15 protein-coding genes are annotated in these 16,898 nt (G+C 62.7%); 4 read left to right on the plus strand and 11 right to left on the minus strand.

Annotated elements, in window-relative coordinates; genetic code table 11:
• Positions 1-93: 93 nt before the first annotated feature.
• The 8 genes from uidB to OIT41_RS14805 form a co-directional block, all read right to left on the minus strand.
• Entirely contained in the window at positions 94-1,539 is a 1,446-nt protein-coding gene (gene uidB / locus OIT41_RS14770) for a glucuronide transporter (RefSeq protein WP_264636686.1), read from the minus strand.
• A 448-nt stretch (positions 1,540-1,987) separates the two neighbouring features.
• Positions 1,988-3,310, minus strand: coding sequence for a mannitol dehydrogenase family protein (locus OIT41_RS14775; protein WP_264637967.1), 1,323 nt, complete (start codon positions 3,308-3,310; stop codon positions 1,988-1,990).
• 86 nt (positions 3,311-3,396) lie between these two features.
• Positions 3,397-4,803 carry a glucuronate isomerase gene (uxaC, locus tag OIT41_RS14780; protein ID WP_241709790.1) on the minus strand — a complete coding sequence of 469 codons (1,407 nt, stop codon included), beginning with the start codon at positions 4,801-4,803 and terminating at the stop codon, positions 3,397-3,399.
• Positions 4,804-4,892: 89 nt separating this feature from the next.
• Positions 4,893-5,939, minus strand: a complete 1,047-nt coding sequence (locus OIT41_RS14785) for a LacI family DNA-binding transcriptional regulator (RefSeq protein WP_241709791.1) — start codon at positions 5,937-5,939, stop codon at positions 4,893-4,895.
• An 87-nt stretch (positions 5,940-6,026) separates the two neighbouring features.
• Positions 6,027-7,193, minus strand: coding sequence for a Gfo/Idh/MocA family protein (locus OIT41_RS14790; RefSeq protein WP_264636687.1), 1,167 nt, complete (start codon positions 7,191-7,193; stop codon positions 6,027-6,029).
• 24 nt (positions 7,194-7,217) lie between these two features.
• A complete protein-coding gene (locus OIT41_RS14795) occupies positions 7,218-8,078 on the minus strand; it encodes a sugar phosphate isomerase/epimerase family protein (RefSeq protein WP_264636688.1) in 861 nt (286 codons plus the stop codon).
• A gap of 40 nt (positions 8,079-8,118) precedes the next feature.
• A complete protein-coding gene (locus tag OIT41_RS14800; protein WP_264636689.1) occupies positions 8,119-9,126 on the minus strand; it encodes a Gfo/Idh/MocA family protein in 1,008 nt (335 codons plus the stop codon).
• 41 nt (positions 9,127-9,167) lie between these two features.
• The gene (locus OIT41_RS14805; RefSeq protein ID WP_264636690.1) at positions 9,168-10,052 is read right to left on the minus strand and encodes a sugar phosphate isomerase/epimerase family protein; all 885 of its coding nucleotides are present in this window, start codon (positions 10,050-10,052) and stop codon (positions 9,168-9,170) included.
• A 321-nt stretch (positions 10,053-10,373) separates the two neighbouring features.
• Between OIT41_RS14805 and OIT41_RS14810 the strand changes: the two genes are divergently transcribed.
• The gene (locus OIT41_RS14810) at positions 10,374-10,814 is read left to right on the plus strand and encodes a hypothetical protein (RefSeq protein ID WP_264636691.1); all 441 of its coding nucleotides are present in this window, start codon (positions 10,374-10,376) and stop codon (positions 10,812-10,814) included.
• Positions 10,815-10,879: 65 nt separating this feature from the next.
• Here the strand turns inward: OIT41_RS14810 and OIT41_RS14815 are convergent, their stop codons facing one another.
• Entirely contained in the window at positions 10,880-11,581 is a 702-nt protein-coding gene (locus tag OIT41_RS14815; RefSeq protein ID WP_264636692.1) for a hypothetical protein, read from the minus strand.
• Between the two features lie 408 nt (positions 11,582-11,989).
• On the opposite strand from OIT41_RS14815, the gene OIT41_RS14820 reads away from it, so the two are divergent.
• Positions 11,990-12,490 (plus strand): hypothetical protein, encoded by a 501-nt coding sequence (locus OIT41_RS14820; RefSeq protein WP_264636693.1) that lies wholly within the window; start codon positions 11,990-11,992, stop codon positions 12,488-12,490.
• Between the two features lie 7 nt (positions 12,491-12,497).
• On the opposite strand, the gene OIT41_RS14825 is transcribed toward OIT41_RS14820, so the two are convergent.
• Complete coding sequence (locus OIT41_RS14825) at positions 12,498-13,961, minus strand: MFS transporter (protein ID WP_319801823.1); 1,464 nt, start codon at positions 13,959-13,961, stop codon at positions 12,498-12,500.
• Positions 13,962-14,095: 134 nt separating this feature from the next.
• Between OIT41_RS14825 and OIT41_RS14830 the strand changes: the two genes are divergently transcribed.
• Together OIT41_RS14830 and OIT41_RS14835 are read left to right on the plus strand one after the other, a co-directional pair.
• Entirely contained in the window at positions 14,096-14,659 is a 564-nt protein-coding gene (locus OIT41_RS14830; RefSeq protein ID WP_264636694.1) for a gluconokinase, read from the plus strand.
• Between the two features lie 62 nt (positions 14,660-14,721).
• Complete coding sequence (locus tag OIT41_RS14835) at positions 14,722-16,167, plus strand: SLC13 family permease (protein WP_078108239.1); 1,446 nt, start codon at positions 14,722-14,724, stop codon at positions 16,165-16,167.
• Positions 16,168-16,252: 85 nt separating this feature from the next.
• Here OIT41_RS14835 and OIT41_RS14840 read toward each other — a convergent pair whose 3' ends face one another.
• The gene (locus OIT41_RS14840; protein ID WP_264636695.1) at positions 16,253-16,897 is read right to left on the minus strand and encodes an NADPH-dependent F420 reductase; all 645 of its coding nucleotides are present in this window, start codon (positions 16,895-16,897) and stop codon (positions 16,253-16,255) included.
• Position 16,898: the final 1 nt, after the last annotated feature.

Genomic DNA, 16,898 nt, shown 5'->3' on the forward strand with positions numbered 1-16,898 from the left:
CGAGGGCTGGCCTGGCCCGGATGCGACGTGCACCACAGGGCGGGTAAAGACGATCTTAGGATGGATGACAATTATTGGCAACCGGTTGCAGTATTATTTCGTCGAGATATTTCCCGATCCACGGGTCACCGGCGAGGTTTCCGCGACCGCTCGACCGGGAGGATTCCCGGCAGCGCCTCCCCCGCCGATTGGCTCGGCGCCGGAACTTTCGAGGGAACGGCGGGCTTTGATTTCGCCCAGGATCTGCGCATGGAACGCGTCGCTCAGCTTGTATCTGGCCATGACGACGATCGCGAGGATGGTCATGACGGCCGGCAACGCACCTGCGGCAAATTGGATGGCCTGCAGGGATTCGGTGCTGTGCGCAGTGCCCGACTTATAGCCGCCCGCCGCGAGTGCGTATGCAGCAAGGGCTCCGCCGACGGCCTGGCCAGTCTTGCGTGTGAAGGAGAACAGCGCATAGGTGATGCCTTCAGTCCGGACACCGGTCTTCCATTCGCCGTATTCGACCGTGTCAGCCTCCAGGGCCCACACCACAATATTGACGGCCATGACGCCCAGCATGCTCAAGAGCAGACCGGAGAACCCGACCCAGACCATGGCGGCCGGAGCGAAGAAGACGATTGCGCCACCGATGATCGCGAGGACCCCGGCAGCCACGTAAATGGTCTTCTTGCCGAAGTTCCGGACCAGCCGTGGCATGAGCGGAGCGAGGGCAAATGTCACCACCAGCTGGACGATCGCGAGGGCGGCGTAGAAATCCAGCCGGCCGAGTACGTCACGCAAGTAGTACAGCTGCACCGAGGACAGCGCCATGTAGCCGGTCAGGAACAGGAAGGAACTCAGGCACAGCATGAGCAACGGACGGTTGGTCTTGAGTGTCGCCATGCTTTGCTTGAAGGAAACCTTGGGGACTGCCCGGTGAACGCGCTCCTTGGCAGTGAGGAATGTGAAGAAGTACAGCGCTGCGCCGATCACGACGAAGACCAGGGTAATGATGGTGAACGTGGACTGCAGGTTGGCGCCGGGCCTGATCAGCGGAGCCACGAAGATACCCAGCGCGGAACTGACCATAAGGGCGCCGACCATGCGGGCCGAGCCCAGTTTTGCCCGCTCCCCCGGATCTTGCGTCATCGCGCCGGCCAGCGAACCGTAGGGGATGTTCACCAACGAGTAGGCCAGGCCGAGGGCGGCGTATGTCACGTAGGCGTAGAGCAACATCCCCGTTTCGCCAATCTGCGGAATGGAGAAGGCTGCGACACTCAGGAGCAGCAGCGGGATGGAGCCGAACATGATGAATGGGCGGAATTTTCCAAAGCGCTTGCTGTACGCGCGGTCAACCAACCGTCCGGCAAAGACGTCAGCGAAAGCGTCGAAGATCCTGACGGTAAGCAACAGGGTCCCGGCGGCCGCCGCGGAAATGCCTGCGACGTCGGTGTAGTAGACGAGCAGGAACATGGTGGCGGTAGTGAAGGCAAGGTTGTTGGCGGCGTCGCCAGCCCCATAGCCTACGATGCTGAGTTTGCTGAGCTTGTTCATTGCGGGCTCCTTTACCCTTGCCGGTACCCCATGTTCCGGCTTGCGATGATGGAAAGGCTTCGGTCGAATCAGGCCTGAATTAGTTGAAGCTTGATGTAATTCTAGTCACCTCGGCAACCTTTAGGCAAGCGGTTGCCAAATGTTTCCATGAAACATTTCCGCGTCAATGGGAATCCAGCGTCCGTCCCACCCAACCCCCGCTCACGCAAGGTGAGCGAGCGTCAGGGGAAAACCCCACATACGTGAGCGAGCGTCAGGGGAAAACCCCACATACGTGAGCGAGCGTCGGGAGAAAACCCGACATACGTGAGCGAGCGTCGGTCCCGCCGAACGCTCGCTCACATATATCGAATATCCGGCGAACGCTCGCTCATGTATCGGGGCCTAAACGACGGCGCCCGCTGCCTTCACGGGGAAGGAAACGGGCGCCGTCGAGAGTGCCTGCGGACTACCTAAGGTTGCCAGCGGCCGCAAAGGACTCGGCCAAACGTTCAACGAGGTCCACGATCCCCGCGTCGGCAACCAAGTCGGGATCAACGAGGCCGAGCAGGGCCTCGAGCCGTGCACGGCCTGGCAGGAGGTTCGCGGCGGCAATGTCTGCCGCTTGCGGGTCCTGGAGCCCAGTTGCCGTGGCGGTGTAGGCAGTCCAGGCCGCGATCATCCGGGCAGCGGCCTGGCCGCTTCGGCCGGCGGCGCGCTCGGCCTGGAGCACAGGCAGCGCCCGCATGCGCAGCTTGGCACTGCCATCCATGGCTATCTGTGCCAGATGGTGGGCGATCCGGGAATTGCCGAAGCGTTCCAGGAGGGCAGCCCTGTACTCGGGGATGCGCAAGTCCTCACCGGGCAGGTTGGAGGCGGCCTCGTCCCAGAAGTCCTCCACTGCCCGTCGGCAGAAATCGTCAGCGAGGGCTTCTGCCACGGTCTTGTGTCCGCGCAACTGGCCGGCATAAGCGAGGAGGGAGTGTGCGCCGTTGAGGAGCCACAGCTTGCGGTTCTCGTACGGCTCGATCTCGTCCACGAAAACGGCGCCTGCGTCCTCCCAGTGCGGTCGCCCCGCGGGGAAGTCCCCGCTGAGCACCCAGTTGACGAAAGGCTCGGCGACCACGGGCGATTCGTCGCGGTAGCCGCACGCGGCAGCGACGGCGTCGATGTCGGCGTCCGTCGTCCGCGGCGTGATGCGGTCAACAGAGGTACTGACAAAGCTGACGTTGGCGTCGATCCAGGCGGCTAGTCCGGCGTCGAACGCCTTGGCCATCCCCAGCACGGCGCTCCTGGCGACCGTCCCGTTGCTGGAGAGGTTGTCGCAGCACACCACGGCGAGGGGGCCGGCGTCGGCGTCGCGGCGCGCTGCGAGGCCCAGCACGAGCCTGCCCAGCGGCGTCGTCGGCTTGCCGGAAGCAGAACCGCCGGCGAGGACGGCGAGGTCCGCGACGACGTCGGGCGCTTGGTTGTCCAGCTTCCCGTCCGACCCGAGCCGGTAGGCGGCCTCGGTGATAGTGAGGGTGATGAGCGAAGTCAGGGGCGCGGCGACAAGGTCGGCGAAACGCTCGACGTCGGCACCGTCGACGGCTTCGACGATGCTGCCGATGACTTCGAAGGAGTCCCCTGCGTCGGAGCGCTCCACGACGGTGTACAGGCCGTCCTGTGCAGCGAGGACCTCCGCTGCATCCGGGCGGCGGCCGGTGAAGGCTGCGATGCCCCACTCAGCCGCGTCGCCTGCATGCTGGGTGCACCAGGCCTGGTGGGAGCGGTGGAAGGCTCCCAGTCCCATGTGCACAATGCGCACCGGGGCTTTGCCGATTGGTTTGATGGCACGGCTCAAGCGGGGAAGATCCGCAGTTTGCCCGGGTTCGTTGCTCACAGCTTGAAGACCCTTCGGGGTGAGGAGTCGACGACGTCGACGATGATTTCATGGGCTCGGTCTTCGCTGACACGGTGCTCGGCCACGAGGCGGGCGAGGAAGGACGCTTCGATCCGGCGGGAGGCGTCGTGCCGCGCAGGGATGGAGCAGAATGCGCGGGTGTCGTCGATGAAGCCCGAAGACCGCGAAAAGCCGGTGGTTTCGGTGACGGCGGAGCGGAAGCGGAGCATGGCGTCCGGTGCGTCGAGGAACCACCACGGCGCGCCGAGGTACACCGAGGGGTAGAACCCGGCCAGCGGGGCCAGTTCGCGGGAGAACACCGTCTCGTCCAGGGTGAACAGCACCAGATGGAAGTCCTTGGCCGTGCCGAAGTCCTGGAGCAGGGGGCGGATGGCTTCGGTGTAGTTCGTGGCAAATGGGATGTCGTGTCCGGTGTCCGCGCCGTAGGCCTCGAAGGTGGGCTGGTGGTGGTTTCGGAATGAACCCGGGTGGATGGTCATTACCAGGCCGTCTTCGACCGACATCCGGGCCATCTGGTACATCATGTGGGCCTCGAAGGTGTTGCGGTCCTCGGCCGTGGCCTTGCCGGCGCGCGCCAGTTCGAAGATCCGCTCGGCGTCTGCCCGGTCCAGCTTGAGCGTTGCCGGGGTGAGGACGCCGTGGTCCGCGGAGACCGCGCCATGGTCCACGAAATAACGACGGCGGTTTTCCAGGGCCTTGATGTAGCCGGCGTAGCCGGCGGTCCCGTCGCCGGCGGAATCGACAAGCCTCTCCACGTTGGCACTCCACGCCGGGTGGGCGATGTTCAGGTAGGCATCCGGACGGAAGGTCGGAAGCACGCGGCCGTTGAACGAAGGATCCTCGGCGATCGCCTTGTGACTCGCCAGGCTGTCCAGCGGATCGTCCGTGGTGGCCAGGACCTCGATGTTGAAGTCCTTGAAGAGCTGGCGGGGACGGAAGTCGGGCTCGACGAGCTTGGCGGCAATGGCGTCGTAGCTGGCGTCGGCAGACATCTCGCCGAGATCCGCGCCCAGCTTGAACACGCTCTCGAACTGCGTGCGCAGCCAATATCCGGACGCCGTACCCTCGAAGAGGGGCCAGGCCTGGACGAAAGTCCGCCAGATCTCACGCGATTCGGACGGGTTGGCGCTTTCCGAGAGCAGTTTGTCCATGGGGACTCCGCTGGCGTGGATCAGCCGGGTGACGTAGTGGTCCGGGCTGACGAGGAGCGCGGCCGGATCAGGGAACGGGGTGTTGTGCTCGATGACGGCGGCGTCAACGTGGCCGTGCGGAGAGATGATGGGCAGGTCCTGGACGCGCTCCAGCAGGGAGTGCGCAATGCTGCGCGTCCCGGGATCCGCGGGCAGGAGCCGGTCAGGATTGGCTGCGATCGACTGTGACATAGGTCAATTTTCAGCCCGAAGAACCGATCCGTCAACCGGTTGCCAACTATTGCCATCCCGTTGCAACCCATCCGCCGGATCGCTTGAAGCTACGCGATCAACCGCCCACTTGAACCGCGCACCACGAGCTCCGTGTCCACCCGGACGGCTTCCGCGGGCCCATCCTGGCCCAGCAACATGTCCAGCAGGAGGGTGGCAGCAAGGGAACCGCACTCCCCCAACGGCGACCTGACAGTGGTGAGCGGCGGGGTCGTGAAGTCTGCCCCGAAGATGTCGTCGAAGCCCACAATGCTGATCTGGTCCGGCACGTGCATCCCGGCGGCCTGGAGCTCCTGCATGAGGCCGATGGCGAGGAGATCGTTGTAGGTGATGACCGCCGTCGCGCCGCTCGCCAGGACGTCGCGCGCTACTTGGCGGCCGCCGTCGACGGTTGGCTTGGACGATTCCAAGCGGACCGCTCCCAACTTGTACCAATCGCAGGCAGCCTGGACGCCTTCCCAGCGGCGGCTCGACATCCACGACTGCGGCGGCCCGGCAACATACGCGAGCTCCTGGTGGCCATTGGAGGCGAGGCTCCGCACGGCCTGGTTAATGCCTTTGTTGACGTCGGGGACCACGCACGGGACTCCCTCTATTTCGCGGTTGATCACGGCCACTGGCTTGTCCGCGGCCAAGGCCAGGATCTTTTCGTCGTCCATGCGCGGACTCGCCAAAATGAGGCCATCCACCGTGCTCAACATCCTGCGGGCCGCAACGAGCTCGGTTTCAGGCGACTCTGCGGACTCGGCAAGCACCAGGGTGTAGTCCCGGGCAGACCCTGTGGTTTCCGCGCCCCGGATGATATCGAAGAACGTCGGGTTGGTGATGTCCGCGACAATCAGTCCGATCGTCTGGGTGCGGCCCGTGGGAAGTGCCCTGGCGAAGGGGTTGACCCGGTAGTTCAGCTGTTCGGCGGCGTCCTCGATGATTTTCTGGGTCTTCGCACTGACCCTGCCCGGCTTGCTCAGCGCGCGCGAAACCGTGGACGGGTTGACTCCCGCGAGCCTCGCGATGTCGTAGATGGTGGGCGAGGATTTCTCCCCGCGTCCACGCTTGGCGGGGGAGGTTACTGCTCCGGAGTTCGTCGCTTCAGTCACGGCTCCATCGTAATCCGGCATGGCAACAAAAGCAGGACGGTTGCCAACCCTTCGGCCGGCGACCGTCCTGCTTGAATGTCCTGCTGACTAGGAACGTTCCGCGAACTTGCCTTCTTCGGCGATGCGCTTGTTGAGCTCGCGCATGTACTCGTCCTCGTCGAAGTCCAGGGGGACTTCCCTGCCGGTCCAACTCGACAGGTGGATGGCGTTGGCCAGGCGGACGCCCTTGATGCCGTCCGAGCCGGGTGCCAACAGCGGGGTGCCGTCCAGGATGTTGGCCGCGAAGTTCTCCAGGACGCCCGCGTGCTGTCCGCCCCAGGCCGACTCGAATTCGATGACCTCGGTGGTGTAGTAGTCCTCGGCCTTCAATTCGCCCATGAAGAGCTTGCGGACATCGTCCATGTCCATTCCGTCGCTGAGTTCGCGCTCGGGCTTGACCAGTCGGGTGACTGTGGCGGTCTTGCTGTTTTCCACCACGATCTTGCCCTGGTCGCCCAGGATCTCGAAGCGGTCCGTGCCCACGAGGTCGTGCGTGGCCGTGACGAAGACACCGGTGGCGCCGTTGCCGTAGTCCACGACGGCGGTGACCTCGTCTTCGACGGCGATGTCCCGGCGGAATCCGTACGCCACCTTGGAGTAGACGGACTTCGGAACGCCGCAGATCCACTGCCACAGGTCGAGCTGGTGTGGTGCCTGGTTGACCAGGACGCCCCCGCCTTCGCCGCCCCACGTGGCGCGCCATTCGCTGGAGTTGTAGTAGCCCTGCGGACGCCACCAGTTGGTGATGATCCAGTTGGTGCGGCGGATAGCCCCGATCTCGCCGTTGTCGACGATCTCCTTCAGCTTCTTGTAGAGCGGGTTGTTGCGCTGGTTGAACATGATCCCGAAGGAAAGCCCGGGTTTGGAGGCCGCGAACTCATTGAGCCGTTTGACCTGCTTGGTGTAGACGCCGGCGGGCTTCTCCACGAGGGCGTGGATATTGCGCTTGAGCGATTCGATGCCCATTTCCGGGTGCAGGTAATGCGGCACGCACGTGACGATCGCATCGACGTCGCCGCTTTCAAGCATGGCGATGTAGTCGTCGTAGAAAGGCGCATCGGGGTACCGGGAGCCTGCCAGTTCCTTCTTTCCGGGATCGGTGTCGCAGATAGCGCCGATCACCATGTTCGGGACCATTCCGTCAGTGATGAACTTGGCGTACGTGCCGCCCTGCTGGCCCAGGCCGATGATGCCTAGGCGTACTTTCTTGCTCATGAGTAGATCTCCGTTGTAGTGGGATTAGAAGAGGTCGGCGTGGCCCATGGCCACGAGGTTGTCGTAGGAAGTCTGCAGCGCTTCCCACACCGTGCGGCCGTAGAGCTCGTCCTGCTCCACGAGCAAGTACTCCGCGCCGGAGGCCTGGGCCGCGGGAATGATGGATGGGAAGTCAAGGTTGCCTTCGCCCACTTCGGCGAACTGGACCACGTTCTTGAACTCGGCCATGAAGCCTGCGATGTCCCCCGTTTCGAGGAGCCCGAAGGCCTGCTCAGGCAACCCGCCGATCCGGTAGTCCTTCAGGTGCACCATGGCAGTGCGTCCGGCGTATTTGGCCAGGGTCCGGACAGGGTCCAGTCCGCCGCGCTGCACCCAGTGCACGTCGATCTCCATGCCCATGGCCGGGGAGTTTTCGGCAATGATGTCCAGCATGTATTTGCCGTCGAACTTGGCGAACTCGATGTGGTGGTTGTGGTAGTAGAGGCCAATGCCGTGTTCCCGCAGGCGTTCAGCGTATTCGTTGGCTCGCTTCGCGAAGTCCACCGCGGCGTCGATCGACTTCATGGCCGGGAACGGCATCATGCCAATCCGCAGGAGGTGCGTGTCAAGTCGCTTTGCGTCGTCCACGATCTTGTCGAAATGGTCTTTGAGCGAATCGCCTGGCATGCCCTTGGGCGTTTCCATGGCAACCGAAAGCGCTGCGATGTCCATGCCCAGTTCGCCGCGGGAGCGGTCCAGATCGGCAACGTTTTCCGGTGTCATCGGGATCTGGGAGATCTCGACGGCGTTGTACCCCATCGCGCTGACCTTGCGAAGCGTTTCAAACGCCCCGGCTTCGGCAAAGCTGCCCTTCAGCATCATTGCCTGTACGCCGATTTTGGCCACTTTGTCCTCCGTTGGTTCCGGGCCCTCATAGGCCGCGTGGTTAGCCCACGTACCCGGAGATTTCCGGGTAGCTCTGGGCGTAGATGTCCTTGACGATCCTGAGTGACTTTTCGGCTTCGGCAGGACTGATCCAGAACGGCGCAGGATCCCCGAGCTTGGCGTAGAAGTCCTTGATCAGGAGTTCGTGGGATACTCCCCAATACGCGCGCCCACCCGATTCCAAGGCACGTTCCGGGATGGTTTCCACGGTGCCGTCGGCGTAGCTGACAACGAGGTCGCCCCGGAGGCTGAGCGTGGCCTTTTCGGTCACGATGTCGAGCGTCACGGGTGCGTTGGTGGCGTTGGCCAGGGTTGCGTAGAAGACGCTGGTAGCACCGTTGGAGTGCCCGGCGATGAATTCCGCCGTGTCTTCCACCTCGATCACACCGCCGAGCGAGCGCGTGGATGCGTGACCTTCCGCCTTGGTCACGTCGCCTACCAGCCACTGGAGCAGATCCACCGTGTGGATGGCCTGGTTCATCATGAGGCCGCCGCCCCCTTCAGCCCAGGTGCCGCGCCACGGCCTGTCCCGGTAGTACTCGGCCGTCCGGTGCCACATCACGGTTGCCGAGGCGCCCAGAACCTGGCCCAGCCCGCCGTCGTCGAGCAGTCTCCGCATGGCCTGCGACGTCGCGTTGTAGCGGTTCTGGAAACAGACGGCGATCTTCGCCGTGCTCCGTTCCGCCGCCTCGACCAGCCGGCGACCCTCTTCAAGGGTGTGGGCGAGCGGCTTCTCGACGATCACGCTGACGCCGCGCTCAAGGCAGTGCGCAGCCAGCGAGGCATGCTGGTGGTGCGGAGTGCAGATATGCACGACGTCGGGCCTCACCGCGTCGAGCATCTCCAGGTATTCCGCGTACCCGGCCACGCCGTGGGCGGCCGTTGCCGCCTCGAGGCGTCCGGCGTCGGTGTCGCAGACCGCCACGAGTTCAACATCGTCCATCTTGGCGATGGCTCCGAAGTGCACGCTCGATACATCGCCGCAACCGATGACTGCTGCTGTAGGCATTCTTCTCCCTCGAAAGTTCTTTCCTTTGAACCTACAGGCCCTCAGGCGAGGGCAACACCGTTCTTGGCAGCGAGTGCCGCGAAGGCGCGCGCGGCGGCGCCGAAGGCTACGGGTCCGGAGAATCCGCCCAGTTCGTGGGTGCTTGCCAGGTGAGGTTCGAGGGAAAAGAAGCCGGAAAAGCCATCGGCCTTGAGTGCGGCGATGGTGGCGTCCAGTTCGCCGCCGCCTTCGCCGGCGGGCACTACTTCACCGGTACCGGCCACCGCATCCTTGACCTGGAAGTACTCCAGATACGGGCGCAGCCGGGCGTAACCCTCGGTGTAGGGCTTGACGCCCACCTGGACAAAGTTGGCGCTGTCCCAGGCAACCCGCAATGAAGGGGAATCGACCGTCTCCATGATGTCCAGGACTCGCTCGGGCGTATCGCCGTAGATGCCCTTTTCGTTTTCGTGCAGGAGCACGACGCCGGACGCGGCCGCTTCGTTCGTGAGTGCGGTCAGGCGCGCCATCACTGAGTCGCGGATGTCTTCCGGGCTCTGCCCTTCGGCTCGGTAGAAGGAGAAGATGCGGATGTATTTGGTATCGAGGCCCTTGGCCACCGAAATAATCTGGCGCAGCCGGGCGAGTTCATGTTCCACGGGAACACTGGCGTCGATCTTGCCGATGGGGCTCGCGACCGCGGAAACCTTCAGTCCCTTCCCGTCCAGGATGGCCTTGAGCCGCTCAACCTCTTCGGGTTCGAGCTCGGAGACATTGGTGCCCCACGCGCTGCGCACTTCGATGTGGCTGGCACCGAGAGCCTGCAGTACGGCAGCCTGGACCGCGGGATCGGGATCTACTTCGTCGCCGAAACCGGACAGGCTCCACACGGCATTGGTTTCAGTCACGGAAATCTCCTTCGGATCCCTTCGCCCGCACGGCGGCATATGGCGCCAAGTGGTCGTTCACGGGCATGCGTTCGCCTCGAGTCTAGCCAGCTTGGTGTCGCATTGACAACCGATTGCCAAATATTGGCAACTTTCCATTTCGATTGGCGAAGACCGGGCCGTTACCGGCATAGGAGTAGGTGGTGGCGCCGCCCGGCCGCGTGGAGCAGCTCCCGACCCGGCAGAGTTCGCCGGCGGCGTTGTGCGCGTTGTAGACGGTGCCGGCTGCCGAGCAGGAGGCCACCGTGATTCCGAGGCGTCTTAGGAGAGCCCGGTAGTGACGGGCTGCGAATCATCTGCCTCCTCCGGATTGTGCGTTCCGTGCAGGCCGGCCTTAGGGGTGATCTCGATCCGCTTCCGGTGACCGCGAAGGCGAAAGCGCTTGCGGAAAAGGCTCGCGAGGCAAACGCCCAGGCCAAGGGGATAAAGGTCGATCAAGTCGTTCCTTACGGTTCAGTGAGCAGGTCCTGCGGCTCGTCGTTTGTTACGGCCGCCAAACTTTCCAATGACATTCTTGCCGTGAATACCGGCTATTCCGTCTATGTGGGAGTGTGGACGCGCAGCTGGTATGTCAACGCGGTCGGGCGGATTGACTCTGCAAACTTTAACTTCAGCGGCGGTTCCACAGGCCCTTCATGGTCAGCTCAAGGCGCCCAAACAGCGGTCGGTCCGGGAGCCGCCGTCGTCCCCATCTCCTCATACGTCATTCTCAATGACGGTTCGGCCTGCTACTCCGGAGGGCCAACTGCCGCCTACGGATAACCAATAACGGCGAAAAGAATACAGGGAGGCGAAAGCTTCCCTGCATCCTTTTTTCTGGCGAATTTTTAGTTAGCGGAAAAATGATCCAAAGCGCTATCAAATAGCTCGGGCTCAGCGTACGTCGCGAAGTCCATTTCGATTGTGTGGGGGGAAAGCACTCGCAAAACAGGGCTCTCGTAAGGCAAGACGAGAATATTTGTCAGCCCCCTTTCCCAGGCACGTTTCAAGGCATCAAAGCTCTTCCGTTCGGGTTGTTCGTCCAGCGGGTCGCTATGGAAGCTTCGCAGCCCGGCACGCCAAATTTCAAAGTCTTCTTCCGGGAACAGGTCACCGTGGAGCACATCGTACCAAATAGGCGGCGTAGCGATCTTTTCGGTGAACGTCTCAATCCCTTGGGTGCTCTTCAAATCTTCGAACTCAAAAAGCCAGGACCTCAGTTCAGACCAGTGTCCGCCCCAATCCTTTGCGAAGGCGGATCTCTGGGCGTCAGTGATCTGAACAGGAGCCGGAGATGGGCCAAGCCCGGGGAGATCCTCAGATGCATCGAGACGCCAAGAATCCCGTGCATACAAAAGCCTCAGCAGTTCCGGATTGTGCAGGTCCACTGCAATCCGCATTTCTGTCGGCCATGTACTACCTTTGTCGGGCTCTGCCTTCCACATGCCAACACAGTAACCCCGATCACGATGTGCCACGCCACGGTTTTCGTTATTTTTGGGTGTAGTGGTTTCCATGCCGCCTGAAAGCCCATCGGCAAGACCCAGCAAGCACGGCTTCCACATCAACCGCTGACAAACGTAGATCCCGGCGCGCCCGGGTTCCGGTGGCCCGCCGCGTCTTTTCTGCGGACGGCCGGGCACCAGCGGAGGAGCCCGACCGGCTCGAAATCGGGTCGACTGGTTTGTTTCGCAAGAGCGGCGTCCGTGGTCCTCTTCATTTCGGATGCACTCACGTACTTGGTGTCAGCGCTGGCGGTTGGCCGGATCCGGGAAGAGCGACAGGCGCCACCGGAGACATTCACTTTCAGGGGCTACTTCTTGTCGCTGGGTTCAGGATTCGCAATTCTCGTACGGGATCGCGTGATGCGGCCAGTCACCTTGTCGATTGCCCATTTCAACCTATTCACGGCGGCGATCCAGTCGGTTTATGTCACACATGCACTGCGGACTGGATCCATGACGCCGGCCGAGGTCGGAATCGCAGGAGCTGTCGGCGGAATCATCGGCCTGCTCTCCATGATGGCCGCACCCTGGGTCTGGGACAGGTTTCGGCCTGTCCGGGCACTCATGGCAACTTTCATGCTCCCAGCCCTCGCAGGCCTCGGCATGCTTTTACTCACGCCTGGACAAGTCGTCTCGAACGTACTTCTCCTCGGGCTTTCGCTCGGCTTCTGGGCGTCTTGCGTGATGGTCAACATCACCGGAACCGAAACACTCAAACAGCTTCTTATTCCCCTCGAAGCCCTCGGAAGATTCTCATCCGCCAGCAGGGTCCTCACGTGGGGTATCGACCCGATCGGCGCTGCTCTGGCCGGTGTTCTGGCCCTGTTCCTTCCGACCGGTGCCGTACTCGCCGCGGCGAGCTCCGGCGTCGTGATTTCAGCTTGCTGGATTGCCGCCTCCCGTGCCGTTCGAGAATTGCCGCTCCTGTCCGAGATCGGCAAGGGCTCGGACTGAGCCGTCGTCAGGCCGGTACTCCCTCCGACTGCGCAGTGATCGGGGCAGCTATGTCTTCCAGCGACCGTCTTGCGGCCTCAACTCCGAACACGATCTCGACGACGCCGGCGGCGACCATCAGCACGGCGCCGATGACATAACCGAAGGCCACGGACTGGATTCCCTCTCCCACGAACCTACCGAACAGGATGGGGCCGATGATGCCACCCAGTCCGGTGCCCACGGCGTAGAAAAACGCGATGGCCATGGCCCGAGTCTCCATGGGGAAGATTTCACTCACTGTCAGATACGCAGAGCTGGCGCCCGCTGAAGCGAAGAAGAAAATCACCATCCAGCAGGCGGTGAGCCAGAAAGCATCAAGCGCTCCGCTGGCGAAGACGAACGCCGTGATGGCAAGCAGGACACCTGACGCGATGTAGGTACCTGAAATCATCGTGCGGCGCCCGACGCTGTCGAAGAAGCGGCCCAAGACGAGCGGGCCAAGGAAGTTGCCGACGGCGATCGGGACCAGCGTCCATGGGGCAAGGTCGCTGGGGACGTTCAGCAATTTCGTCAGCACGAGCGCATAGGTGAAGAACACCGCGTTGTAGAGGAAGGCCTGGCCGATGAAGAGCGACAAGCCCAGGACGACCCTCTTCGGGTAGCGCTGGACAGCCGTCTTGATGATGACACCGAAGCCGATCGACTTGCGCTGGCGGACCTTGAGCGTCTGGTGGACTGCCGACAGCTTCTCCCCAGTGGCCTCCTCGACGTCGTCCTCGATCGTGCGCACGAGCTGATCCGCCTCTTTGTCCCGTCCGTGGATGAACATCCAACGGGGCGATTCAGGCACATTGCGCCGCACAAGCAGGATCAGCAGGCCGAGAAACGCTCCCAGGCCGAAGGCGAGACGCCAGCCAATGCCCGGTGCGAAGATGCTCGGGTTGAGCAACAGCACTGAAAGCGAGGCGCCGAACGCCGTGCCGAGCCAGAAAGAGCCGTTGATGGCCAAATCCACGACGCCGCGACGTGCTGCCGGGATGAGCTCGTCTATCGCGGAATTGATCGCCGCATACTCTCCGCCAATGCCCGCACCGGTGAAGAAGCGGCAAATGAAGAACCACATCGGGTTGAGGGAAAACGCCGTGGCCACCGTGGCAAGCAGATACAGCCCGAGGGTAAGCAGGAAGAGCTTCTTCCGCCCGAACCTGTCCGTGAGATGCCCAAAAACGAGGGCCCCGACGCAGGCGCCGGCTACATAGACCGCGGCCGCGACGCCAATGTCCGCTGTGGACATGCCGAGGCCGCCATTCGGCTGCGTGAGGCTGTCCCCAATGGCGCCGACGATCGTGACCTCCAGTCCGTCCAGGATCCAGACGGTGCCGAGGCCGATGACGATCATCCAATGCCATCTGGACCACGGCAGCCGATCCATCCGGCCGGGGATGTCGGTTTCGATGATGTCGCTTGTTGCACCTTTCACTGCTGACATGACCCTCCTCATTGAGTAGATCATCAGTATGCTTCCTATATGCGCTTGATGGAAGCATTTCCGGCCTTGGCCGCCGGGAAATCAGCTGCGATTCGCTATGGCTCAGAGGCCAACGTGCTGCCAAGATGGGCTCCATGGACCCTCTGGACTTTGCGACGCGTGCTTTGGCCGAACCGGTTGTGCTGGTTTTGATGGGTGTTTCCGGCTCCGGCAAGTCCACGGTCGCCGCCCTCCTTGCGGGGCGGCTTGGCTGGGCCTTCGAAGAAGGCGATGCCTTGCATCCCCAAACAAACATCGACAAGATGGCAGCGGGACATCCGCTCACGGATGAGGACAGATATCCCTGGCTGGAGAAGGTTGCCGAGTGGGTCGACCGGAGGCTGGATCATGGGGAAAACGGCGTCATTACTTGTTCGGCGCTCAAGCGGTCTTATCGAAACATCATCAATCGCCGAGGTTCAGGTGTCGTCTTCGTTTTTCTGTCCGGGACGCCCGGGACCATCAGCGCACGGCTGGCCGAACGACACGGCCATTTCATGCCCGCCAGTATGTTGGGGAGTCAGTTAGCGGACCTTGAGGAACTGTCCCCGGATGAGCCAGGAATCCGGATCGACGTTGGTCCAGCTCCAGGAGTGATTGCCCAACAAATCATGGACAAGTTCGGCCTGCGGCCGAGCGGAACAGGACGAGAACCATGAACGGAATCTCCATCCTTAACAGACCCTTCGCCGGAGTCGCCACAGACGCCACGACGGACGCGATGCATCAACCGTGGACCGGCCATGACACCCAAGTGCTTGTGGTGGCGGCCATCGGCATCGCGATAGTCGTCTTGCTGATCGTCTGGGTAAAGATGCACGCTTTCCTGGCACTCAGCATCGGCGCCCTCTTCGTGGGTATAGCCTCGGGTATCGCGTTGGACAAGGTGACCACGTCCTACGAAAACGGCGTTGGCGGGGTGCTGGGCTATGTCGGCGTGCTCATTGCATTGGGAGCCATGCTAGGAAAGCTCTTGGCCGATTCCGGCGGTGCGGACAAGATCGTGGACACGCTTCTTCATGGGCGGCCCGCAACGCTCCCGTGGAAGATGGCACTCATCGCAGGCATCATCGGCATCCCCATGTTTTTCGAGATCGGGCTCGTGCTGCTCATACCCGTCGTGATGCTCGCCGTGCACCGTTCCAAGGGCCCGGCGATGCGCCTTGGCATTCCGGCCTTGGCAGGCTTGTCCGTGCTCCACGGGTTCATCCCGCCGCACCCAGGCCCCTTGGCCGCGATCGGCATCCTGCACGCCAATGTTGGTGTGACTCTTGCCTTCGGCCTGCTCATAGCCATTCCCACCGTCATCATCGCAGGTCCCCTCTTTGGCCGTCTCGCCGCACGGATGGTACCGATCGGAGCTGCGGGTGCCGGCTTGGCCGTCACCGTTGGGGCAGGCGCGAACGCCCGGCCGGACAGTTCCCAAGGCCCTGGTGCGAAAGCCGCCAGTTCGCGCGGCGACGCACCCGCAGGAAAAGCACAGGATCCGCAAGCAACGCGGAGCCCGTCCTTTGCCTGGACCCTGGTGACCCTACTGTCGCCGCTGGTGCTCATGCTGATCAAAGCCGGAGCAGACATTTGGATGGACAAGAACGCCGCCCTGCGGCCCTTGCTCGACTTCATCGGCGATCCGGTCTTTGCGCTGCTCGTGGCGGTCCTTCTGGCCATGGTGACTTTCGGTACCCGGGTGGGCTTCTCCGCCTCCACCCTGACCAAGAAAATCGGTGAGAGCCTGTTGCCGATTGTCGGAGTCATGCTCATCGTCGGCGCGGGCGGCGGTTTCAAGCAGGTGCTCGTCGACGGCGGCACCGGAACCGCGATCGCCAAGATCGCGGTAGCGGCCAGCCTGTCGGCCCTCGTGCTGGGATGGATCATCGCAGTGCTGATTCGCCTCGCCACCGGCTCAGCCACCGTTGCTACGGTGACGGCCGCCGGGATCATCGCACCCCTCGCGACCGGTCTGTCGCCTGCCCAGCTTGCGCTGGTTGTGCTTGCCATCGGTGCCGGATCGCTGTTCTTCTCCCACGTCAACGACGCCGGTTTCTGGCTGGTCAAGGAATACTTCGGGATGACAGTGGGGCAAACAATCAAGACCTGGTCGGTCATGGAAACCATCATTTCCGTCGTCGGATTCGCGTTCGTACTGCTGCTTTCCGTTTTCGTCTGACCCCTGGCTTGGCGAAGGCCCTCCGATCCTGCGTTTCCGCAGTTCGGAGGGCCTTCTCTGTGCAAGCTGCCGCGATCGACCGGCCTTAGAGGGCGGCGCGCGCCTCGTCAGCGTTCAAAAGCCGTCCACCAAGGCCGCCATTCTGGTGAAGATCTCCTCGCATCAGCTCCAATCTGCCGGCCGCATCGATTCCCCCGGCTTTGACCGGATCAAAGCCAGCAGCACTGATGAGCCGCTCCGCGGTTTCGGCCCCCGCGTCGTCGTCAGTGGCGTAGAACAGAACAGCCCGCTCGTCCGGCCTGTTGGCTGCCGACCCCAGCGCGTCAGCACCCAACGTACCGAAGGCCTTCACCAAGTACGCACCGGCTGGAAGCAGGGCTGCCACGATCGAGGCCGCCGATTGGCCCTCCGGCAGCGTAGTGGTATAGCCGCCGTGGCCATCAGGCCCGATCGGGTTGGTGGGGTCGATCACGACTTTGCCGACCAGTGCCGCTGACAATTGGGAGACTAGTCCCTTCTCGGTGTCCAGCCACACGGCCATCACGACGGCGTCAGCCTGTGACACCGCATCGGCGACGCTCGCCGAACTCGCCAACGAACCCAGCTCAGCTGCCAACGCTTCAGCATGGGATTGATCTCGGGCTGCCAAAACAACTGGCTCGCCGCCTTGGACAAGGTTTCGGGCGACCCGGGACCCGATGTTTCCGGTTCCAATAATTGCAGTTGTCACG

Origin of the sequence: Arthrobacter sp. YA7-1, from assembly GCF_025960325.1 — a bacterium.
Taxonomy (GTDB): domain Bacteria; phylum Actinomycetota; class Actinomycetes; order Actinomycetales; family Micrococcaceae; genus Arthrobacter; species Arthrobacter bambusae_A.